This window comes from Streptomyces sp. NPDC037401 (assembly GCF_055602345.1).
Genome location: NZ_JBVJWO010000022.1, coordinates 1 through 19,125, shown reverse-complemented (window position 1 = coordinate 19,125; position 19,125 = coordinate 1). Strand labels below are relative to the sequence as shown.

The 19,125-nt window shown below is 70.6% G+C and carries 21 protein-coding genes, 1 tRNA gene and 1 riboswitch; of the genes, 14 read left to right on the top strand and 8 right to left on the bottom strand.

Features of this window, described 5'->3' with window-relative positions; translation table 11 throughout:
• Positions 1–64 precede the first annotated feature (64 nt).
• The 3 genes from ACZ7H1_RS23345 to ACZ7H1_RS23335 all read left to right on the top strand — a co-directional run bounded on the left by ACZ7H1_RS23345 (position 65) and on the right by ACZ7H1_RS23335 (position 1,491).
• Complete coding sequence (locus tag ACZ7H1_RS23345) at positions 65–172, top strand: putative leader peptide (protein ID WP_470789274.1); 108 nt, start codon at positions 65–67, stop codon at positions 170–172.
• A 90-nt stretch (positions 173–262) separates the two neighbouring features.
• Entirely contained in the window at positions 263–541 is a 279-nt protein-coding gene (locus ACZ7H1_RS23340; RefSeq protein WP_470789273.1) for a MoaD/ThiS family protein, read from the top strand.
• Complete coding sequence (locus tag ACZ7H1_RS23335) at positions 541–1,491, top strand: PLP-dependent cysteine synthase family protein (protein WP_470789272.1); 951 nt, start codon at positions 541–543, stop codon at positions 1,489–1,491. Before ACZ7H1_RS23340 ends, ACZ7H1_RS23335 begins: the two co-directional genes overlap by 1 nt.
• 106 nt (positions 1,492–1,597) lie before the next feature.
• Here ACZ7H1_RS23335 and ACZ7H1_RS23330 read toward each other — a convergent pair whose 3' ends face one another.
• Entirely contained in the window at positions 1,598–2,083 is a 486-nt protein-coding gene (locus tag ACZ7H1_RS23330) for a type II toxin-antitoxin system PemK/MazF family toxin (protein ID WP_470789271.1), read from the bottom strand.
• Between the two features lie 212 nt (positions 2,084–2,295).
• Here ACZ7H1_RS23330 and ACZ7H1_RS23325 point away from each other — a divergent pair, with 212 nt between their 5' ends.
• A complete protein-coding gene (locus ACZ7H1_RS23325; protein WP_470789269.1) occupies positions 2,296–3,048 on the top strand; it encodes an MBL fold metallo-hydrolase in 753 nt (250 codons plus the stop codon).
• A gap of 134 nt (positions 3,049–3,182) precedes the next feature.
• On the opposite strand, the gene ACZ7H1_RS23320 is transcribed toward ACZ7H1_RS23325, so the two are convergent.
• On the bottom strand, positions 3,183–4,409 hold the full coding sequence (locus ACZ7H1_RS23320; RefSeq protein WP_470789380.1) for a PTS transporter subunit EIIC: 1,227 nt from the start codon (positions 4,407–4,409) through the stop codon (positions 3,183–3,185).
• A gap of 476 nt (positions 4,410–4,885) precedes the next feature.
• Positions 4,886–6,184 (bottom strand): PTS transporter subunit EIIC, encoded by a 1,299-nt coding sequence (locus ACZ7H1_RS23315; protein WP_470789267.1) that lies wholly within the window; start codon positions 6,182–6,184, stop codon positions 4,886–4,888.
• 239 nt (positions 6,185–6,423) lie between these two features.
• Here ACZ7H1_RS23315 and ACZ7H1_RS23310 point away from each other — a divergent pair, with 239 nt between their 5' ends.
• From ACZ7H1_RS23310 to rdgB, 4 genes are all read left to right on the top strand, one after another.
• Entirely contained in the window at positions 6,424–6,657 is a 234-nt protein-coding gene (locus tag ACZ7H1_RS23310; protein WP_470789265.1) for a PTS sugar transporter subunit IIB, read from the top strand.
• A 93-nt stretch (positions 6,658–6,750) separates the two neighbouring features.
• Entirely contained in the window at positions 6,751–7,476 is a 726-nt protein-coding gene (gene rph, locus ACZ7H1_RS23305; RefSeq protein ID WP_470789264.1) for a ribonuclease PH, read from the top strand.
• Between the two features lie 119 nt (positions 7,477–7,595).
• Positions 7,596–7,985 (top strand): hypothetical protein, encoded by a 390-nt coding sequence (locus ACZ7H1_RS23300; RefSeq protein ID WP_470789263.1) that lies wholly within the window; start codon positions 7,596–7,598, stop codon positions 7,983–7,985.
• Positions 7,986–7,992: 7 nt separating this feature from the next.
• Positions 7,993–8,595: an RdgB/HAM1 family non-canonical purine NTP pyrophosphatase gene (gene rdgB / locus ACZ7H1_RS23295; RefSeq protein ID WP_470789262.1), complete on the top strand. Its 603-nt coding sequence runs from the start codon at positions 7,993–7,995 to the stop codon at positions 8,593–8,595.
• Between the two features lie 56 nt (positions 8,596–8,651).
• Here rdgB and ACZ7H1_RS23290 read toward each other — a convergent pair.
• The 3 genes from ACZ7H1_RS23290 to bcp all read right to left on the bottom strand — a co-directional run bounded on the left by ACZ7H1_RS23290 (position 8,652) and on the right by bcp (position 9,946).
• Positions 8,652–8,735, bottom strand: a tRNA-Leu gene (locus ACZ7H1_RS23290).
• Between the two features lie 48 nt (positions 8,736–8,783).
• Complete coding sequence (locus tag ACZ7H1_RS23285) at positions 8,784–9,230, bottom strand: hypothetical protein (RefSeq protein WP_470789260.1); 447 nt, start codon at positions 9,228–9,230, stop codon at positions 8,784–8,786.
• A 248-nt stretch (positions 9,231–9,478) separates the two neighbouring features.
• Positions 9,479–9,946, bottom strand: coding sequence for a thioredoxin-dependent thiol peroxidase (gene bcp, locus ACZ7H1_RS23280; RefSeq protein ID WP_470789259.1), 468 nt, complete (start codon positions 9,944–9,946; stop codon positions 9,479–9,481).
• Positions 9,947–10,047: 101 nt separating this feature from the next.
• On the opposite strand from bcp, the gene ACZ7H1_RS23275 reads away from it, so the two are divergent.
• Together ACZ7H1_RS23275 and ACZ7H1_RS23270 are read left to right on the top strand one after the other, a co-directional pair.
• The gene (locus ACZ7H1_RS23275) at positions 10,048–10,365 is read left to right on the top strand and encodes a DUF3618 domain-containing protein (RefSeq protein WP_470789258.1); all 318 of its coding nucleotides are present in this window, start codon (positions 10,048–10,050) and stop codon (positions 10,363–10,365) included.
• Positions 10,366–10,417: 52 nt separating this feature from the next.
• Positions 10,418–10,759, top strand: coding sequence for a GroES family chaperonin (locus ACZ7H1_RS23270; RefSeq protein WP_470789257.1), 342 nt, complete (start codon positions 10,418–10,420; stop codon positions 10,757–10,759).
• A gap of 72 nt (positions 10,760–10,831) precedes the next feature.
• Here ACZ7H1_RS23270 and ACZ7H1_RS23265 read toward each other — a convergent pair whose 3' ends face one another.
• Positions 10,832–11,146, bottom strand: coding sequence for a DMT family transporter (locus tag ACZ7H1_RS23265; protein ID WP_470789255.1), 315 nt, complete (start codon positions 11,144–11,146; stop codon positions 10,832–10,834).
• A gap of 11 nt (positions 11,147–11,157) precedes the next feature.
• Positions 11,158–11,222, bottom strand: a riboswitch (guanidine-III (ykkC-III) riboswitch).
• Between the two features lie 94 nt (positions 11,223–11,316).
• Positions 11,317–14,127 (bottom strand): transglycosylase domain-containing protein, encoded by a 2,811-nt coding sequence (locus tag ACZ7H1_RS23260; protein WP_470789254.1) that lies wholly within the window; start codon positions 14,125–14,127, stop codon positions 11,317–11,319.
• 279 nt (positions 14,128–14,406) lie between these two features.
• Between ACZ7H1_RS23260 and ACZ7H1_RS23255 the strand changes: the two genes are divergently transcribed.
• The 4 genes from ACZ7H1_RS23255 (at position 14,407) to ACZ7H1_RS23240 (ending at position 17,900) form a co-directional block, all read left to right on the top strand.
• Positions 14,407–15,210, top strand: coding sequence for an ABC transporter permease (locus ACZ7H1_RS23255; RefSeq protein WP_470789253.1), 804 nt, complete (start codon positions 14,407–14,409; stop codon positions 15,208–15,210).
• 61 nt (positions 15,211–15,271) lie between these two features.
• Positions 15,272–16,117, top strand: coding sequence for an ABC transporter permease (locus tag ACZ7H1_RS23250; RefSeq protein ID WP_470789378.1), 846 nt, complete (start codon positions 15,272–15,274; stop codon positions 16,115–16,117).
• 3 nt (positions 16,118–16,120) lie between these two features.
• The gene (locus tag ACZ7H1_RS23245) at positions 16,121–17,125 is read left to right on the top strand and encodes an ABC transporter ATP-binding protein (RefSeq protein ID WP_470789251.1); all 1,005 of its coding nucleotides are present in this window, start codon (positions 16,121–16,123) and stop codon (positions 17,123–17,125) included.
• A gap of 73 nt (positions 17,126–17,198) precedes the next feature.
• Positions 17,199–17,900: a DUF1707 SHOCT-like domain-containing protein gene (locus ACZ7H1_RS23240; protein ID WP_470789249.1), complete on the top strand. Its 702-nt coding sequence runs from the start codon at positions 17,199–17,201 to the stop codon at positions 17,898–17,900.
• Positions 17,901–19,125: the final 1,225 nt, after the last annotated feature.

The following is a 19,125-nucleotide window of genomic DNA, read 5'->3' as shown; positions in this document are numbered from 1 at the left end:
CGGGTCCGTCCGATATGCGAGATCACACTCCATTCCGCGGCCCGGGAATCGTTACGATGCCCGCATGGTTTCCCACGACGTGAGCATCGAGACGCCCGGCAGTGCCCTGCTGGTGGCGCGGCTGCACGTCGACCTGTGCCGCCTCGCCAGCGCGATCTGTACCGCCTGCTGAAGCTCCCGCAACGTCGCACCACCGTGTACCACCACCCCCTGTCGCGCGGGGGGCATGAGCCGCGCGCCCCTTTCACGACTGGAGCCTGCCATGGCCATCGAGGTCCGCATCCCGACCATCCTCCGCACCTACACCGACGGCGAGAAGGCCGTCTCCGGCGAGGGCGCCACCCTCGCCGAGCTCTTTGCGGACCTGGAGACCCGTCACAAGGGCATCGAGGAGCGCATCGTCGACGAGGGCAAGCTGCGCCGCTTCGTGAACGTCTACCTCAACGACGAGGACGTCCGCTTCCTCGACGGCATCGCCACCAAGCTCGCCGACGGCGACAGCGTCACCATCCTCCCGGCCGTGGCCGGCGGCGCGAAGTAATGCGCTACGACTCCCCGCTGGCGGCGGTCGGCAACACCCCGCTGGTCCGGCTGCCCCGGCTGTCCCCCTCGGAGGACGTCCGCATCTGGGCCAAGCTGGAGGACCGCAACCCGACCGGCTCGATCAAGGACCGCCCCGCGCTCCACATGATCGAGCAGGCCGAGAAGGCCGGCCGCCTGTACCCCGGCTGCACGATCCTGGAGCCCACCTCCGGCAACACCGGCATCTCGCTGGCCATGGCCGCGAAGCTCAAGGGCTACCGGATCGTCTGCGTGATGCCGGAGAACACCTCGCAGGAGCGCCGCGACCTGCTGGCCATGTGGGGAGCCGAGATCGTCCCGTCGCCGGCGGCCGGAGGCTCGAACACGGCCGTCCGTGTCGCCAAGGAGCTCGCCGCCGAGCACCCGGACTGGATCATGCTCTACCAGTACGGCAACCCGGACAACGCCGGCGCCCACTACGCCACCACCGGCCCCGAGATCCTCACGGACCTCCCGTCCATCACGCACTTCGTGGCCGGCCTGGGCACGACCGGCACCCTGATGGGCGTCGGCCGCTACCTGCGCGAGCACGTCCCGAACATCAAGATCGTCGCTGCCGAGCCGCGCTACGACGACCTGGTGTACGGCCTGCGCAACCTCGACGAGGGCTTCGTCCCCGAGCTGTACGACGCCTCGGTGCTGACCACCCGCTTCTCGGTCGGCTCCGCCGACGCGGTCACCCGTACCCGCGAACTCCTCCAGCAGGAAGGAATCTTCGCGGGCGTCTCCACCGGCGCCGCCCTGCACGCCGCGATCGGCGTCGGCCGCAAGGCCGTCGCCGCCGGAGAGAGCGCCGACATCGTCTTCGTGGTCGCCGACGGAGGCTGGAAGTACCTCTCGACGGGCGTCTACACCGCCGAGACGACCGAGGCCGCGATCGAGACCCTCCAGGGCCAGCTGTGGGCCTGACGCCCGCCTGAACCCCGGCCCCCGGCCCCCGGCGCCGCGTACCTCTGCGGGGCCGGGCCGGGCGCCCGACGGGCACGGCCCCGCACACCCCGCGGCAGCGCCCCGCTCACTCCGCCAGATGGCGCACCTGGTCCCACACCACCGGGTCCACCGCCCCCACCCGCCGCCGGAAGTCCCACACGGAGACCTCCCGCAGCTCGTCCGTCTCCAGGAAACTCGGACGCCCCTGCGCATCGCCCGCCACCCCGGGCGGCAGCGGGATCACGCCGGGCCGCTCGTCCCGGTACTTGCTCGTGATCTTCGCGACCAGCGCCGTGCCGTGCCCCGGACCGTGCCCCCGCACCCCGAGCACCAGGCACGGCCGGTCCTTGGCCCCGGGCCCGTCCTCGAACGGCACAGCCGCCCACCAGATCTCTCCCGCAACCGGCTGCGGCGCCCGTCCGGGAGCGTGCCCGGCCGGCCGCTGCCCCGGCGGACCGGCGGCCGCCGCACCCGGGCGGCCGGGCCCGCGCGGCCGGGCGCGCCCCGCCACCAGCGTCACCACTGCCAGCGCCACGAGCGCGGCCAGCGCAGGCCACCAGGACGTGTCCATGGCTCGACGGTAACCGCGCGGTCGCCCCCCGGCACGGCAACCCGTGCGGACCGTCGCCCCCGGGGGTGACTACGCAGGTGAGTTCCCCCACAACGGCCTGCCGCGGAGGAGCGACCGCCCCTTTCGCGCCTTACGCTCGACGCACGCACGGCCCCCCACGCCCACACGCACGGCCACCGCCGCCCGTATCCGCCCACGGAGGTTCCTGCTCCATGAAGCTCACCGTCGTCGGCTGCTCGGGTTCGTTCCCGTCCGCGGAATCGGCCTGCTCGAGCTACCTCGTCGAGGCCGACGGCTTCCGGCTGCTCCTCGACATGGGCAACGGCGCCCTCGGCGATCTGCAGCGCCACTGCGGTCTCTACGACCTCGACGCGATCTTCCTGAGCCACCTGCACGCGGACCACTGCATCGACATGTGCGCGTACTTCGTCGCCCGCTACTACCGCCACGAGGGCGGCCGCTGCGGCACCATCCCCGTGTACGGGCCCGAGGGCACCGAACGGCGCCTGACCACGGCGTACGAGGACGTGCCGGACGAGCGCTCCATGAGCGAGGTCTTCGAGTTCCGCACCCTGAAGTCCGGCAGCTTCGAGATCGGCCCCTTCCAGGTCCGCACCGAGAAGGTCGCCCACCCGGTCGAGGCGTACGGCATCCGGGTGGAGCACGCCGGCAAGGCGCTCACGTACTCCGGTGACACCGGCACCTGCGGGGCGCTCGCCTCGCTCGCCGAGGGCACCGACCTCTTCCTGTGCGAGGCCTCCTTCACGCACGGCAAGGAAGACATCCCGGACCTGCACCTCAACGGCCGCGAGGCCGGCGAGTACGCGCAGGCCGCGGGCGCCCGCCGGCTGGTGCTCACCCACATCCCGCCGTGGACGGACGCCGCCCGCAACCTCGCCGACGCCCGTGCGGCCTACGACGGCCCGGCGGAACTGGCCCACGCCGGCGCGGTCTACGAGATCTGACCCCGGTACGACCCGAACGGCCGCGGCGTCGGACACGAACGGCTGCGGCGTCGGACACGAACGGCCGAAGCCCCCGCCCTTCACAGTGAAGGGCGGGGGCTTCGGCCGTTCGGGGGCGTTCGTGCCCGGCGTGCCTACTTCGCCTCGGCCTTGAGGATCTCGGCGAGCTCCTCGTCGGACTCGCGGCCCGGCGTGGGGAGGTTGAACTTGGTGATCGCGAAGCGGAAGACCACGTAGTAGACCGCCGCGAAGCAGAGGCCGACACCCGCGAGCATCCACGGCTTCTCGGCGATGCCGAGGTTCAGCAGGAAGTCCACCAGGCCGGCGGAGAAGCCGAAGCCGTCACGCATGCCCAGGGCCCAGGTGAGGGCCATCGAGATACCGGTCAGCACCGCGTGGATCGCGTACAGGACCGGGGCGATGAACATGAACGTGAACTCGATCGGCTCGGTCACACCGGTGACGAACGAGGTCAGCGCGAGCGAGAGCATCATGCCGCCGACGACCTTGCGGCGCTCGGGGCGGGCGCAGTGGGTGATCGCGAGGCAGGCCGCCGGGAGGGCGAACATCATGATCGGGAAGAAGCCGGTCATGAACTGTCCGGCGGTCGGGTCGCCGGCGAGGAAGCGGGCGATGTCGCCGTGGACGGCACCGGTGGCACCGTCGAACGAGCCGGCCTGGAACCACGGGAAGGAGTTCAGCAGGTGGTGCATGCCGATCGGGATCAGCGCACGGTTGGCGATGCCGAAGAGGCCCGCGCCGACGGCGCCGGAGCCGGTAAGCCACTCGCCGAAGTTGTGCAGACCCGTGCCGAGGACCGGCCAGATCAGGCCGAAGACGATGCCGGTCAGCAGACCCGCGAGCGCCGACAGGATCGGGACCAGGCGGCGGCCGCCGAAGAAGCCCGCCCAGTCGGGCAGCTTGGTCCGGTAGAACTTCTGGTACAGCAGGGCCGTGATGATGCCCATCACGACACCGCCGAGCACACCGGCGTTGACCGCGGCGTCCACCATGACGATCTTGCCGTCGACCACCTTGGCGACCTGGGGAAGGTTGCTGTCGGTGAAGGTGCCGAGCACGGCCTTGAAGACCAGGTAACCCGTGACGGCCGCGAGCGCGGTCGAACCGTCCGACTTCTTCGCGAAGCCGATCGCGATGCCGACGGCGAACAGCAGCGCCATGTTGTCGAGGATCGCGCCGCCACCGGCGGCCATGTAGCCGGCGATCTTCGTCACGAACGTCGGGAAGACGTCGGCGTCGCCGAGCATGTCGCCCGCGCCCAGCCGGAGCAGGAGCGCGCCGGCAGGCAGTACCGCGACGGGGAGCATGAGGCTACGGCCGATGCGCTGCATGACAGCCATCGCGCCGGAGCCCTTCTTCTTCTCAGCCGCGGGGGCGGCAGCCGTGGACACAACTTCCTCCAGGAGGCAAGGCGCCGCCGGAGGACAAGCAACGGGGGACGGCGGCGTCTCAGGAAATGGGGGTACGCGGTCCCGGAACCGGGCGCGTGGTCTACACCAATGCGTGGTGTAGACCAGTTGTAACACGGTGAGGGTTAGATAAGGAACCTTCGTTTTCCTGTGGTCTACACCACATGGAGTCCGCTGCCCGTCCGTACCGGGTCCAAGGGCCCGTCCCCTGCCCCACCGCCTCAAGTCGGGTCTTTCCGCAGGTCAGCGCGGGTCGGAGGAGGATCGGGGGCCGGGTCGGTGACGGTTCGGCGACGGTCCGTGTGGTCGGCCGGCCGGCAGGCCGGGCATGGCGAAGGCCCTCGGGCCCGGGATCCGAGGGCCTTGGGCCCGAGCGGGAAAAGGGGGCCATTCCGCAGGCCGGTGCGCTACTTGACGTTCTCCCGCTCCATCTCCTCGATCTCCTCGTCCGACTCGCGGCCCGGCGTCTTGAGGTCGAACTTCGTGATGGCGAAGCGGAAGATCGCGTAGTAGACCACCGCGAAGGCCAGGCCGATCGGGATGATCAGCCACGGCTTGGTGGCCAGGCTCCAGTTGATGACGTAGTCGATCAGACCGGCCGAGAAGCTGAAGCCGTCCTTCGCGCCCAGCGCCCAGGTCACCGCCATCGAGACGCCCGTCAGTACCGCGTGGACCGCGTACAGCGCCGGTGCGATGAAGAGGAACGAGTACTCGATCGGCTCGGTGATGCCCGTGACGAACGACGTCAGGGCGACCGAGAGCATCAGGCCGCCGACCTCCTTGCGGCGCCGCGGCTTGGCGCAGTGCGTGATCGCCAGGGCGGCGGCCGGCAGCGCGAACATCATGATCGGGAAGAAGCCGGTCATGAACTGGCCGGCGTCCGGGTCGCCGTTCAGGAACATCGCGATGTCGCCGTGCACGACCGTGCCGTCCGGCTTGGTGAAGCTGCCGAACTGGAACCACACCGGCACGTTCAGGAACTGGTGCAGGCCGATCACCAGCAGGGCGCGGTTGGCCACGCCGAAGATGCCCGAGCCCCAGGCGCCGAGGCCCACCAGCCAGTCGGAGAAGCTCTCCAGGGCGTCGCCGATCGGAGGCCAGATGCCCAGGCAGATGACGGCGAAGGCGATCGCAACGAACGACATGATGATCGGGACGAGCCGGCGGCCGTTGAAGAAGCCCAGCCAGTCGACCAGCTTCACCCGGTGGAAGCGCTGCCAGAACCACGCCGCCAGCAGGCCCATCACGATGCCGCCGAAGACCCCCGGATTCTGGAACGTGTACTCGGCGAAGGAGTCGTCCGCCCCCAGGCAGCCGCCCCCCACGTCCGTGGTCCCCGACGGGCAGTCCTCGGGGAAGGCGCGCAGGACCGCCCGGTAGACGAGGAACCCCACCGCCGCGGCCAGGGCCGTCGAGCCGTCCGCCTTCTTGGCCATGCCGATCGCGACACCGATGCAGAACAGGAGCGGCAGCCCGAGGTCGGCGTTCAGCAGGGCCCCGCCCGCGCTCGCCATCACCTTGGCGACATCGGTCCAGCCGAGGCCCTCGTCGCCGAACATGTCCGGCTGGCCGAAGCGGTTGAGGATGCCCGCCGCGGGCAGGACCGCGATCGGCAGCTGAAGGCTGCGGCCCATCTTCTGCAGCCCCTGGAACAGGCCGTTCCACCACTTCTGCTGAGGCACTGCTGCCGCGCTGCTCGCGCTCATCGGCATCCTCCCTGACCGGCCCGTTTTGGCGGTTGCCGCACACTGGTGTAGACCAGTTGTCGATGCGGTCGCAGAAGACCCGCCCCAGGGCAGCCTGCTGTTGATCGTCATCATTCGGCAGACGCCGGACTTGCGCTCGCGAAGATGGGCCAACCGTGGGTTACCGTGACGAAGCGGACCACGGCTCCTGCCAAGCGGGCCGCCGAGACTCGTTCCTGAGACACAGGGAGAACAGACACATGGCCACCAAGGCTGAGAAGATCGTCGCCGGGCTCGGCGGAATCGACAACATCGAAGAGGTCGAGGGCTGCATCACCCGCCTCCGTACCGAAGTTGTCGACCCGGGCAAGGTCGACGAAGCCGCCCTGAAGTCCGCCGGCGCCCACGGCGTCGTCAAGATGGGCACCGCCATCCAGGTCGTCATCGGCACCGACGCCGACCCGATCGCCGCCGAGATCGAAGACATGATGTGAGCTGAGCCCCCGGCTCGCCCACCCCGACGCAGGCCCCGCCCGGAACCCCGGCCGGGGTCTTCGCGTACCTGCACAACGACTACGCTCGGAAGCATGTCTCGCATCGACGGCCGCACGCCCGAACAGCTCCGCCCGGTCACCATCGAACGCGGATGGAGCAAGCACGCAGAGGGCTCCGTCCTCATCTCCTTCGGCGACACCAAGGTCTTCTGCACCGCCTCCTTCACCGAAGGCGTCCCGCGCTGGCGCAAGGGCAGCGGCGAAGGCTGGGTCACCTCCGAGTACTCGATGCTCCCCCGGTCCACCAACACCCGCGGCGACCGCGAATCCGTCCGCGGCAAGATCGGCGGCCGCACCCACGAGATCTCCCGCCTCATCGGCCGCTCCCTGCGCGCCGTCATCGACTACAAGGCCCTCGGCGAGAACACCGTCGTCCTCGACTGCGACGTCCTCCAGGCCGACGGCGGCACCCGCACCGCCGCCATCACCGGCGCCTACGTCGCCCTCGCCGACGCCGTCGCCTGGGGCCAGCAGAAGAAGCTGATCAAGGCCGGCCGCAAGCCGCTCACCGGCACCGTCGCCGCCGTCAGCGTCGGCATCGTCGACGGAGTCCCCCTCCTCGACCTCTGCTATGAAGAAGACGTCCGCGCCGAAACCGACATGAACGTCGTCTGCACCGGCGACGGCCGCTTCGTCGAGGTCCAGGGCACCGCCGAAGGCGAGCCCTTCGACCGCAAGGAACTCAACGCCCTCCTCGACCTCGCCGCCGGCGGCTGCGCCGACCTCGAAGCCATCCAGCGCGGAGCCCTCGACCTCTGACGGAACGCCAGTCGGGGACCGACGGCAACCGACCGGAGCCCCCCGGCGTCTCCATGGGTACGGGCGTACAGTTCGACGCTGTGCGCCCGTCCGCGTACCCGATCCCTGGGGGGAACCACATGGCCATACGTCATCGCCGCACCGCCGCCGTCGCCGTTGCCGCGCTCCTCGCCTTCCCGGCCGTCGCCGCCTGCTCCGCGATCGACACGGCCGTCGGCTGCGCGAAGACGGCCGTCGCCGTCTCCGACGCCGTCAACGACCTCCAGCAGGCCATCTCCCAGGCCGGCAACAGCCCCGAGGACGCCAAGAACGCCCTCGACCAGATCGAGAAGAGCCTCAACGACGTCGGCGACAAGTCCGACAACGCCGACATCGGCAAGGCCGTCGACTCGATCGCCGCCGGGGTCTCGAACGTCCGCACCGCCATCGACAAGGGCGACGCCACCCCGGACCTCACCCCCATCACCGACGGGGCCACCGAACTGAGCAAGGTGTGCTCCCCGGGATAATCGGGGCATGACCCGCCTCATCCTCGCGACCCGCAACGCGGGCAAGATCACCGAACTCCGCGCGATCCTCTCCGACGCCGGCCTGCCGCACGAGCTGGTCGGCGCGGAGGCGTACCCGGAGATCCCGGACGTCAAGGAAACCGGCGTCACCTTCGCCGAGAACGCCCTCCTCAAGGCCCACGCCCTCGCCCAGGCCACCGGACTCCCGGCCGTCGCCGACGACTCCGGCCTGTGCGTCGACGTCCTGAACGGCGCCCCCGGCATCTTCTCCGCCCGGTGGGCGGGATCCCACGGAGACGACGCGGCGAACCTCCGCCTCCTGCTGGCCCAGCTCTCGGACATCGACGACGTCCACCGCGGCGCCCACTTCGCCTGCGCCGCGGCCCTCGCCCTCCCCGACGGCACCGAGCGCGTGGTCGAGGGCCGCCTGACGGGCACCCTCCGCCACACCCCGTCCGGCACCGGCGGCTTCGGCTACGACCCGATCCTCCAGCCGGCGGGCGAGACCCGCACGTGCGCGGAGATGACGGCAGCCGAAAAGAACTCCATCTCCCACCGCGGCCAGGCCTTCCGGGCGCTGGTGCCGGTGGTGCGGGAGCTGCTGGGCTGAGGTGGCGAAAGACAACGGCCTGTGAATCGGACTTTCGATTCACAGGCCGTATTGGGTGCGGCGGAAGGGATTCGAACCCTCAAGCCCGTTCAAGGGCCACAGATCCTAAGTCTGCTGCGTCACCATTGCGCCACCGCCGCTAGCCGCCTGTCATGATAGCGGCAGGCGGCTCAGTGGCGGGCGACAGATCAGAGCGCGGGTCGGCGGCGCCCCCCGCGGCACCAGGTGCTGGTAATCGCATGGCAGTTGGGACACGGCAGCCGGAGATTTCCGCGCCGGTCGTCGCTCCAGTCGCCGTCGATGTGATCCACTTCGAGCAGGAGCGGCTCTCCTCGCCACAGTGCCTCCGGTCCGCACAGTGCGCAGTGCTCGCTCGACCCGCTCTCCGGGAGAGCGCGCCGGAGTTGCCGGTTCGGAATCCGGGTGGCGTGCGACGAGGCGGCAATGCGAAGGATCTCCTCCGGCTTGCGGCGGCGCCGATTGTCCCGCATCCCCTCCGTTCGCCTCTGGCCGGTGAAGTGAGAGGTGTCGATGCCGAAGGACCTCACCTTGCGGCCGATGTGGGCGTGATGGCCGCCCACGGTCTCCAGGCCGAGCTGGCGCAGCACCTCGTACATCTTGCCGGAGACTGCCACGGCCTCGGCCAGGGTGCCTCGCTCGGCGTCCGAGACGTGCTCGCCGCCTGTTCCAGCCGTTCCCTCGTGTACGGGCTCACCGGCATGCCGATACTCCTCCCCGGCTGCGTGTGCGACTCTCGCATGGAGTAGCGGACCGATAGTCGGACGGTTACGACTCTGTTCGTCCGATAAGCGGAGCGGCCCGCGCCGGATAGGACGTTGTTGGTCCGGATCGGGGCGGGCCGCTCGTGGTCGGGCGTGGGCCGTCAGATGCCGAGGTCCTTGATGATCTTGGCGACGTGGCCGGTGGCCTTCACGTTGTAGAGGGCGCGCTCGACCTTGCCGTCCTCGTCCACGATCACGGTGGAGCGGATGACGCCCGTCACCGTCTTGCCGTACAGCTTCTTCTCGCCGTACGCGCCGTACGCCTCCAGGACCGCCTTCTCGGGGTCGCTGACGAGCGTGACCTTCAGGTTCTCCTTCTCGCGGAACTTCGCCAGCTTCTCCGGCTTGTCCGGGGAGATGCCGATCACGTCGTAGCCGGCGCCCGCCAGGACGTCGAGGTTGTCGGTGAAGTCGCACGCCTGCTTGGTGCAGCCGGGGGTCAGCGCCGTCGGGTAGAAGTACACGATCACCTTGCGGCCCTTGTGGGCGGCGAGCGAGACCTCGTTGCCGTCCGCATCGGGCAGGGTGAAGGCGGGTGCGGGGTCGCCCGGCTGGAGTCGCTCGCTCATCTCTCACAGTCTCCTTGGAAGGGTGGCAGTACCTCACGAGCGTAAGCTGACAGACTGTCCACGTCGGACTACGCCCACACACCATCCACGGAGGCAGCGCGGTGTCGGAAGTCAGGACCCCTGCGCAGATCGAGGCGGACATCATCCGCAGGCGCGAGCAGCTCGCGGAGACGCTCGACGAGATCGGCGTGCGCATGCACCCCAAGACGATCATCGGGGACGTCAAGGCACGAGTGGCGTCGACCGTCGATCAGACGGCGGGACGGGCGTTCGTCGCCGTCAACCGCACCGTCACCGACCTGAAGGCCGGTTTCCGGCACGAGGACGGGGCGCCGCGCGTCGAGCGCATCGTGCCTGTCGCGCTCCTCGCCGTCGGCGTCGTCGGACTGCTCGCGCTGTCGGCGCGGCGCAAGCGCTGATGAAGCGCACCCTTCGGCGTAGCGCGGGCCCGCAGGCAGGTAGGTTTTTCGCGTGAGCGAGAACCCCACCCACGACAAACTGCCCATCCGGATGCTGCACGACCGTGTGCTGGTCCGGTCCGATTCTCCCGAGGGGGAGCGGCGCTCCGGCGGCGGCATCCTCATTCCGGCGACCGCGGCCGTGGGCAAGCGGCTGGCCTGGGCCGAGGTGGTCGCGGTCGGGCAGAACGTGCGGACCGTGGAGCCGGGCGACCGGGTGCTGTACGACCCGGAGGACCGTGCCGAGGTCGAGGTCCGCGGGGTGGCGTACGTGCTGATGCGCGAGCGCGACCTGCACGCGGTGGCCGCGGAGCGGCTGGAGGGGTCGGAGGACTCCACCGGGCTGTACCTCTGACGGCTCCACGGCCTCTGACGGTGAGTGTGCGGGAAGGGCCGGTGACCTTGTCACCGGCCCTTCCCGCGTCTGTCAGTGCAGGGCCTTCAGGCCGACCACGCAGCCGACGATGCCGGCCAGCATGAGCAGCTTCAGTACGGAGACGGGTTCGCCGTCGAAGACCATCGCGTAGGTGACGGTCAGGACCGCGCCTATGCCGACCCACACGGCGTAGCCCGTGCCGACGGGCAGGGTGCGCAGGGCGAAGGCGAGTCCGGCCATGCTGAGGGCGAGGCCGACGCCGAAGACGATGGTGGGGGCGAGGCGGCTGAAGCCTTCGGACTTGCCGAGGGCGGTCGCCCAGACTGCTTCGAGTACGCCGGAGACGATGAGCACGAGCCAGGCCACGGTGAAACTCCCTGGCACCGTCTTGTCATGTCCGGGTACGGCACCCCTCGTCCGGAGGCCGTTCTCCGGCCTCCCTTCGACCATCTCACACGGGGGAAGGCGGGGCAAACAGCCCCGCCTTCCTCATGATCAGGCCCGGTCCCGGTTCGTCCTGCGCGCCCGGCTCCCGGCTAGCCCGTCGGGTCCGCGCCGCCGGTGGCTCCGCTGTCGCCACCCCCGGTGGTCGTCGTACCGCCCGTGATCGTGCCGCCCCCGGTGGCCCCGCCCTGCGTGTTGCCGCCGCCGGTCGTGCCTCCTGTGTCGCTGCCGCCCTGGGTGCCCCCGCCGCCGGTGTCCGTGCCTCCGGTCGTGCCGCCGCCGGTGTCGTTGCCTCCGGTCGTGGTGCCGCCCTGGGTGCCTCCGCCTCCGGTGTTCGTACCGCCGGTGGTGTTCGTACCGCCCGTGTCGTTGCCGCCGTTGGTGCCGCTGCCGCCCTGGTTGTTGCCGCCGCCGTTGGTGGTCCCGCCGCGGTTGCCGCCGTTGCCGTTGGTCCCCCCGTCGGTGCCGCGGGTGTCGTTGCCGCCGTCGGTGGTCCCCCCGTCGGTGTCCGAGGAGTCGCGGGTGGGGTCCGGCGGGGCGACCGGGGCGCTGCCGACCATGGTCTCCAGGTCGAACTCGACCGGGTCGCTGTCCGCGAGCGCGGCCTTCGTGTACGCGGCCCAGACCCGGCCGGGGTAGCCGCCGCCGTTGATCCGGCTCTCGCCCAGTGCCCCGTACAGCTCCTCGTGGGTGCCGGTGTCCGGGTCCTGGCCCATGATCGAGACGACCGTGGCCAGGTCGGGGGTGTAGGCCGCGAACAGCGCCGACTTGTCCTTCTCGCCGGTGCCGGTCTTGCCGGCGGCCGGGTGGTCGGAGTCGAGTGCCGCGCGGGCGGTGCCGTTCTCGACCGTGCTGACCAGCATCGAGGTCGTGGTGTCGGCCGCCTCGCGGCTGATCGCGCGCTGCGAGCCGCGCTTGGGCAGCTCGACGGCCGTGCCGTTCTTGGAGACCTTCTCGACGATCGTGTACGGGGTGTACTCGCCGTGCGCGGCGAGGGTCGCGTACGCCTGGGTCATGTCGAGGACGCTGGCGGTGGCGGTGCCCAGGGCCATGGCGGGGCCGGTGCCGATGTTCGGCGTGTTCTCGGGGATGCCGAGGGCGTACGCCGTCTCCTTGATCTTGTCGGCGCCGACGTCCACGGCCATCTGCGCGTAGACGGAGTTGACGGACTTCTCGGTGGCCTTGCGGACCGTGATGTCGCCGTAGTCGACGTGGTCCTCGTTCTCCGGGGCGTAGTGCCCGCCGTCCCAGCCGGTGACGGGCCGCTGGCTCGCGCCGCTGTAGACGGTGTTCGGGGTGATCAGCCGGCCGTCCTGGGTGTGCGAGGTGTTCTGCACGGCCGCGGCGAAGACGAGGGGCTTGAAGGTGGAGCCGACCTGGTAGTCGCGGCGGGTGGCGTTGTTGACGTACTGCTTGGTGTAGTCGATGCCGCCGTAGAGGGCGACGACCTTGCCGGTGGCGGGGTCGATGGAGGCGCCGCCGACGCGGACGACGCGGTCCTTCTTGTTCTCCTTGGGGTCGAGCTCGCTCATGACCTCGTCCCGCACGGCTTCGACGAAGTCGCTCTGGCGCTTCTTCTCGATGGTCGTGGTGATCTTGTAGCCGCCGGCCGCGAGGGTCTTCTCGTCGATGATCTTGTTGCTGGTCAGGTAGTCCTTGACGGTCTCGACGAGGTAGCCGCGCTGTCCGGACATGCCGGCGGGGGTGCGCACCTTGCCGGGCTCGGGGAACTTCATCGCGGCGCGCTCGGCGGGGTCGAGCCACTTCTGCTTGACCATGCCGTTGAGCACGTAGTTCCAGCGGTCGAGCGCGCGGTCGCGGCTCTGCGGGTGGGCGACGACGTCGAAGGCGCTGGGGGAGTTCAGCAGGGTGGCGAGGTAGGCGCCCTCGCCGGTGGTCAGCTTGCTGACGTCCTTGCCGTAGTACGCCTGCGAGGCGGCCTGGATGCCGTACGCGTTGCGGCCGAAGTAGCTGGTGTTCAGGTAGCCCTCGAGGATCTCCTGCTTGGACTCTTCGCGACCGAGCTTGATCGCGATGAAGAACTCCTTGGCCTTCCGCTTGATCGTCTGTTCCTGGCCCAGGTAGTAGTTCTTGACGTACTGCTGGGTGATCGTCGAGCCTGACTGCTTGCCCTTGCCGGTGACGGTGTTCCAGGCGGCGCGCACCATGGCCTTGGGGTCGACCGCGCGCTCCTTGTGGAAGTCGCGGTCCTCGGCGGCCAGTACGGCCTCCTGGACGGTCTTGGGCACCTGGGCGAGCTGGACGTTGACCCGGTTGACCTCGCCGTCGCGGGCGAGCGGGGAACCGTCGGAGTACAGGTACACGTTGCTCTGCGCCACGGCGGCCTTGTTGGCCGCCGGGATCTCGACGAGCAGGTAGCCGGCGACGAGGGCGCCGCCGAGCAGCATCCCGCAGAGGACGAAGGCGCCGAGGAGCATCCGCCAGGTGGGGAAGATCCGCCGCCAGCCGGTGCGCTTGCGCTTCTGCTTCTTGGCCGCCTTGGCCGCTTGCTTCGCGGCCTTCTTCGCGGCCTTCTGCGCGGACTTGCCGCCGGAGGCGGCGACGCTGCCGTGGGTGACGGCCGTGGCGGCGGGCGTGGCGGCGGGCGTGGTGCCTGGCGCGTGGGTGCGGGCGGGGGCGGGGGAACTGGCAGGCGCGCTGGTGGGCGCGCTGGTGTGCGCGTTCGTGCGCGCGGTGGCCGCGCCGGCTGCCTTGGCCGGGCCGTCGGTCCTGGCTTCGGTCTTGACGTTGGTCTTGCCGTCGGCCTTGGCATCAGGTTTGACGTCCGTCTTGACGTCCGTCTTGACGTTGGTCGGGCCGCTCGCGTTGCCGGGCGCGGGGTTGTCTGCCTGCTGGTCCGGATCCCGGGGGGTCCAGCCCTGCTGGGGTGACTTGTCGCTCATGTCTCCAGGGACTCCTCGGCCGGCATCTCGCACCACGAAAGGGCGATATTTGTTGATCTGTACCCAGTGGAATACCGTAGCGCGCCCCTCCGGCCCTATTCGGTCGCGCAGGTTCCCCCGCCGCACTAAGCTCGGTCGCTTTGGTTGTTTCGGTCGTTCCCGTCGGCGACCTGCTCTGGGCGGCACGGGTTCAGACGGCCGGCTACCGGGATTGGTTGCCCCCTAAAAGAGACTCCGGCGACTTTGTCGCCGATTCGTGATCACGAGGGTGGTGGGGGAGTGCGGCTTTACCTCGCGGTCGTCGCGGGCGGCTTCCGGCGGTACGCGACGTACGGCGTGGCCACGGCGGCCGGGATCTTCACGAACACCGTCTTCGGCTTCATCGTTGCGTACACGTACGTCGCCCTTTGGGATGAACGGCCCGACCTCGGCGGCTACGACCAGGCGCAGGCCCTGACCTTCGTGTGGATCAGCCAGTCGCTGCTGGCCGCGGGCGCGCTCATCGGCGGCGGGTTCCAGGAGGAGCTGCAGGAGCGGATCCGTACCGGCGACATCGCGGTCGACCTGTACCGGCCCGCCGACCTCCAGCTGTGGTGGCTCGCCGCCGACCTAGGGCGGGCCGCCTTCCAGCTGCTCGCCCGCGGGGTGCCGCCGACCGTCGTGGGCGCGCTGGCCTTCGATCTGGCGCTGCCCGCCGATCCGGCGCGCTGGCTGCTCTTCCTCGTCTCCGTCTGGCTGGGGCTCGTGGTCAGCTTCGCGCTGCGGTACCTGGTGGGGCTGTGCGCGTTCTGGCTGCTCGACGGGTCGGGCGTCAACATGATGGCGCTGCTCGTCTCGATGTTCTGCTCGGGTGTGGTGCTGCCACTGAGCGTGTTCCCGGGGGCGTTCGGGGAGGTCGTACGGGCGCTGCCGTGGGCGTCGATGCTTCAGGTGCCGCTGGACGTCCTGCTCGGTGAGCACCTGGGGGCGGGTGCGGCGGGGCGGGCGCTCGGGTTCCAGCTCGCGTGGGCGGTGGTGCTGCTCGGTGCGGGGCGGTTGGTGCAGGCGGCGGCGACGCGGAGGGTGGTCGTTCAGGGTGGCTGACGCGGGGAGCGATGTTTCGGGGCGCGGAGTGGCGGGGCACGCAGTGGCGGGGCGCTGGGTGGTGCGTCCGGGGTTCGGGGAGCGGGCCGGGGTCGTCGCGCGGACACGGGACGGGATACGGGGATACGGGCTTATCGTCTCGATGTGGATCCGGTCGACGATGACGTACCGCGCGTCCTTCCTGCTCGCGCTGGCGGGCAGCATGGCGACCAGCGGGCTGGACTTCGTCGGCATCTACATCATGTTCCGGCACGTCGACGCCCTCGGCGGCTTCTCGCTGCCCGAGATCGCCCTGCTGTACGGGGCCTGCGCCGCCTCGCTGGGGCTGGCGGACCTGCTCTTCGGGAACACCGACCGGGTGGGCGCCCGGATCCGGGACGGCTCGCTGGACACCATGCTGGTGCGGCCGGTGCCGGTGTTCGCGCAGGTCGCGGCCGACCGGTTCGCGCTGCGGCGGCTGGGGCGGGTGGTGCAGGGCGTCGTCGTCATGGGCTGGGGCGTGGCGGCGGTCGACGTGTCGTGGACGTTCGGGCGGGTGGTCCTCGTCCCGGTGATGGTGCTCGCCGGGACCGCCATCTTCGCGGCGGTGCTGCTGGCCGGGGCGGCGTTCCAGTTCGTGGCCGGGGACGCGGCGGAGGTGCAGAACTCCTTCACGTACGGCGGCTGCACGATGCTGCAGTACCCGCCGACGGTCTTCGGGAGGGAGATGGTGCGCGGGGTGACCTTCGTCGTGCCGCTCGCCTTCGTCAACTGGGTGCCGGCGCTGTACGTCCTGGGGCGGCCGCAGCCGTTCGGACTGCCGTGGTGGGCGGCCTTTCTGAGCCCGCTGGTGGCGCTGATGGTGCTGGTGCCGACATCGGTGGCGTGGCGGGCGGGACTTCGTTCGTACCGGAGTACGGGGAGCTGAGCGATGGGTTCGGAATCGGGTGCGGGTGCGGGTGACGGTGAGGGTGTCGTCATCTCGGTGGACGCGGTGGAGAAGGTCTTCCGGGTGCGGAAGCGGACCGGCCTGCTGCGGCGGGAGCTGAGGGAGGTCCGGGCCGTCGACGGGATCAGCTTCGAGGTGCCGCGAGGCGAGATGGTCGGCTACATCGGGCCCAACGGGGCCGGGAAGTCGACCACCATCAAGATGCTGACCGGGATCCTGACCCCGAGCGGGGGGCGGGTGCGGATCGCGGGCATCGATCCTGCGCGCGAGCGGACCCGGCTGGCCCACCGGATCGGCGTCGTCTTCGGGCAGCGCACCACGCTCTGGTGGGACCTGCCGCTGAAGGACTCGTACGGGCTGATGCGGCGGATGTACCGGATCCCGGCGGCGCGGTACGCCGTGAACCTCGAACGGTGCGTGGAGTTGCTGGAGCTGGAGAAGCTGCTCGACGTACCGGTCCGCCAGCTGTCGCTGGGGCAGCGGATGCGCGGCGACATCGCGGCGGCGCTGCTGCACGATCCGGAGGTGCTGTACCTGGACGAGCCGACGATCGGGCTCGATGTGGTGAGCAAGGCGAAGGTACGGGGGTTCCTGCGGGACCTGAACGCCGAACGCGCGACGACGGTCCTGCTGACCACCCACGACCTCCAGGACATCGAGCAGCTGTGTGAGCGGGTCATGGTCATCGACCACGGGCGGCTGATGTACGACGGCCCGCTGGACGGCCTGCACTCGGTGGGGGAGAGCGAACGGACCCTGGTCGTGGACCTGGCGCGGGAGCTGCCGCCGGTGTCGGTGGAGGTGCCGGGGGTGCCGGTGCGGGTGGTGAAGGTCGAGGGGCCGAGGCAGTGGCTCGCCTTCCCGGCGGCGGCCTCGGCGGCGCCACTGGTGGCGGCGGTCGCGGCGAAGTACCCGCTGGTGGACCTGTCGGTGCGGGAGCCGGAGATCGAGGACGTGATCGCGCGGATCTACGCGGAGGGGGTGTGAGCCCTGTGTGAGACCTGCCGTCCGGCGGGAGTTGGTGCATAGGGTGAGGTCATGGTGAGGTCATGGTGCGGTCATGAGTGACGAGCTGCCCGAGCTGAGGGCGTCGGATGCCGACCGGGAGCGGGTGGTGGAGCGCCTGCGCGAAGCCGTTGCCGAGGGGCGGCTCGACATGGAGGAGTTCGAGGAGCGGGTGGAGGCCGCGTACAAGTCCCGTACGTACGCGGAACTGGAGCCGCTGACCCGCGACCTGCCGGCGGCGGGACAGCGGCCCGGTGCTGGTGCTGGTGCTGGCGTGGGCGTGGGCGTCGGTGAGTCCTCTGCAGGGGTGCCGGTGCGGGTGGGCGACGGGGCCGGGGCTGGGTCGGCGTCCGGTGTGGCGGTGGCCGTCATGGGGGCCTTCGAACGGAAGGGGCCGTGGACGGTCCCGCGCCGGATGACGGCGGTGGCCTTCTGGGGCGGCGGCAAACTCGACCTGCGCGAGGCGACCTTCGAGGCGCGCGAGGTGGTGCTGAACTGCGTGGCGATCATGGGTGGCATCGAGATCGTGGTCCCGCCGGGCGTGGAGGTCCAGGTCCAGGGCATCGGCGTCATGGGCGCGTTCGAAGAACGCCGGTCGGGTACGGACTCCTACGACTCCTACGGCTCCCACGGCTCCACAGATGTCCACCTGCCGGTCCCCGGGTCGGCCCCGCGGGTGGTGGTGACGGGCTTCGCGTTCTGGGGCGGAGTGGAGATCAAGCGAAAGTCGCGCCGGGGCGGAGGGAAGACGCTCTGACGGTGGGTCGGGGTTTGGACGGTTCTCCGTGGTCTGCCCGCATGTCTGAGTGTCCGTCCGTGCCGGGCCGGCCCGTCAAGGGCGCTCCCTTCGGTCGCGTCGCTTCGCGATTCCGCTTCGCTCCACCCTTGACCGCCCGTCCCGTCCCGGAAGTCCACAGACTTGCGAGCATCCCCCGGAGGGGGAGGGATGGCAGGGGGGACGGGCCACCACCCGGTGGGGTCGGCCCGCGCAGCGGGACGGGGGCGTGGGCCCGCCCTCCGGGCGGAAGGGCACGCGGCAGATCGCTACACGGTCCCGGTCGATTGGCGGCCGACGGACCGGCCGTGGCCAGGCATAGGCCGCCCACGATCGCTACACGGCCGAGGCCGTCTCGGCGACCACCGGCCCGTCTGCGGCCGGGCTAGGCCGCCTCCGATCGCTACGCAGCGGCGGTCGTCCGGCGGCAGCCGGGCCGTCCGTGGTTGTCGGATGCTGAGCTCGGCGTGGGCGATATCCGGTGCGAAGCGCTACCCAAGCGCGCGGAAGGCCCGTTGAGTCGCGTCCATGCCCCGACGGCTCACTTGGAGCGAGTGCAGCTCCCAACATCTCGCGGCCTCTGCCCGGCGGTGGTTGGTTCAGGGCGGGTGTGCGGCCGCGGGCCGGTGGGGCTGCGCCCGCGCTCCGCGCGGGCTGGGGATACCCACCCGCACCACCCGTGCGGTTGGGAGGGCATCGCTGAGGTCTCCCAGTGGTCGGCCACCCACCGTCGGCGGCCTTCCCGCCGTGCGCGCCTCCGTCTTGCGGCCTGACGGCCGTCCCACCGAGCTCTGCTGCTGACAGGCGTCTGCCGCCGGACGGCCGGGGCCGTCCGGCGGCCTATGCCCATCCCCGGCTGGCCGCCGGCCGCCAATCGACCGCGGCCGTGTAGCGATCGTGGGCGGCCTATGCCCAACCACGGCCGGTCCGGTGGCCGCTGAGACGGCCGGGACTGTGTAGCGATCGTGGGCGGCTTATGTCCGGCCACGGCCGGTCCGCCGACCGCCGATCGGCCTCGGCTGTGTAGCGATCTGCCGCGTGCCTTTCCGCCCGGAGGGCGGCACCCCGCGCCCCCGTCCCGCTGCGCGGGCCCAGGGGGACCAGCTCTGGGCCCCGTCCCCGCTGCCATCCCTCCCCCTCCGGGGGATGCTCGCAAGTCTGTGGACTTCCGGGACGGGACGGGCGGTCAAGGGTGGAGCGAAGCGGA

Bases quoted from the DNA above. Each gene is read 5' to 3' on its own strand.
- ACZ7H1_RS23345 (WP_470789274.1), top strand. From the start codon at position 65: ATGGTTTCCCACGACGTGAGCATCGAGACGCCCGGCAGTGCCCTGCTG.
- ACZ7H1_RS23340 (WP_470789273.1), top strand. From the start codon at position 263: ATGGCCATCGAGGTCCGCATCCCGACCATCCTCCGCACCTACACCGAC.
- ACZ7H1_RS23335 (WP_470789272.1), top strand. From the start codon at position 541: ATGCGCTACGACTCCCCGCTGGCGGCGGTCGGCAACACCCCGCTGGTC.
- ACZ7H1_RS23330 (WP_470789271.1), bottom strand. From the start codon at position 2,083: ATGGACACGTCCTGGTGGCCTGCGCTGGCCGCGCTCGTGGCGCTGGCA.
- ACZ7H1_RS23325 (WP_470789269.1), top strand. From the start codon at position 2,296: ATGAAGCTCACCGTCGTCGGCTGCTCGGGTTCGTTCCCGTCCGCGGAA.
- ACZ7H1_RS23320 (WP_470789380.1), bottom strand. From the start codon at position 4,409: ATGGCTGTCATGCAGCGCATCGGCCGTAGCCTCATGCTCCCCGTCGCG.
- ACZ7H1_RS23315 (WP_470789267.1), bottom strand. From the start codon at position 6,184: ATGAGCGCGAGCAGCGCGGCAGCAGTGCCTCAGCAGAAGTGGTGGAAC.
- ACZ7H1_RS23310 (WP_470789265.1), top strand. From the start codon at position 6,424: ATGGCCACCAAGGCTGAGAAGATCGTCGCCGGGCTCGGCGGAATCGAC.
- rph (WP_470789264.1), top strand. From the start codon at position 6,751: ATGTCTCGCATCGACGGCCGCACGCCCGAACAGCTCCGCCCGGTCACC.
- ACZ7H1_RS23300 (WP_470789263.1), top strand. From the start codon at position 7,596: ATGGCCATACGTCATCGCCGCACCGCCGCCGTCGCCGTTGCCGCGCTC.
- rdgB (WP_470789262.1), top strand. From the start codon at position 7,993: ATGACCCGCCTCATCCTCGCGACCCGCAACGCGGGCAAGATCACCGAA.
- bcp (WP_470789259.1), bottom strand. From the start codon at position 9,946: ATGAGCGAGCGACTCCAGCCGGGCGACCCCGCACCCGCCTTCACCCTG.
- ACZ7H1_RS23260 (WP_470789254.1), bottom strand. From the start codon at position 14,127: ATGAGCGACAAGTCACCCCAGCAGGGCTGGACCCCCCGGGATCCGGAC.
- ACZ7H1_RS23245 (WP_470789251.1), top strand. From the start codon at position 16,121: ATGGGTTCGGAATCGGGTGCGGGTGCGGGTGACGGTGAGGGTGTCGTC.
- ACZ7H1_RS23240 (WP_470789249.1), top strand. From the start codon at position 17,199: ATGAGTGACGAGCTGCCCGAGCTGAGGGCGTCGGATGCCGACCGGGAG.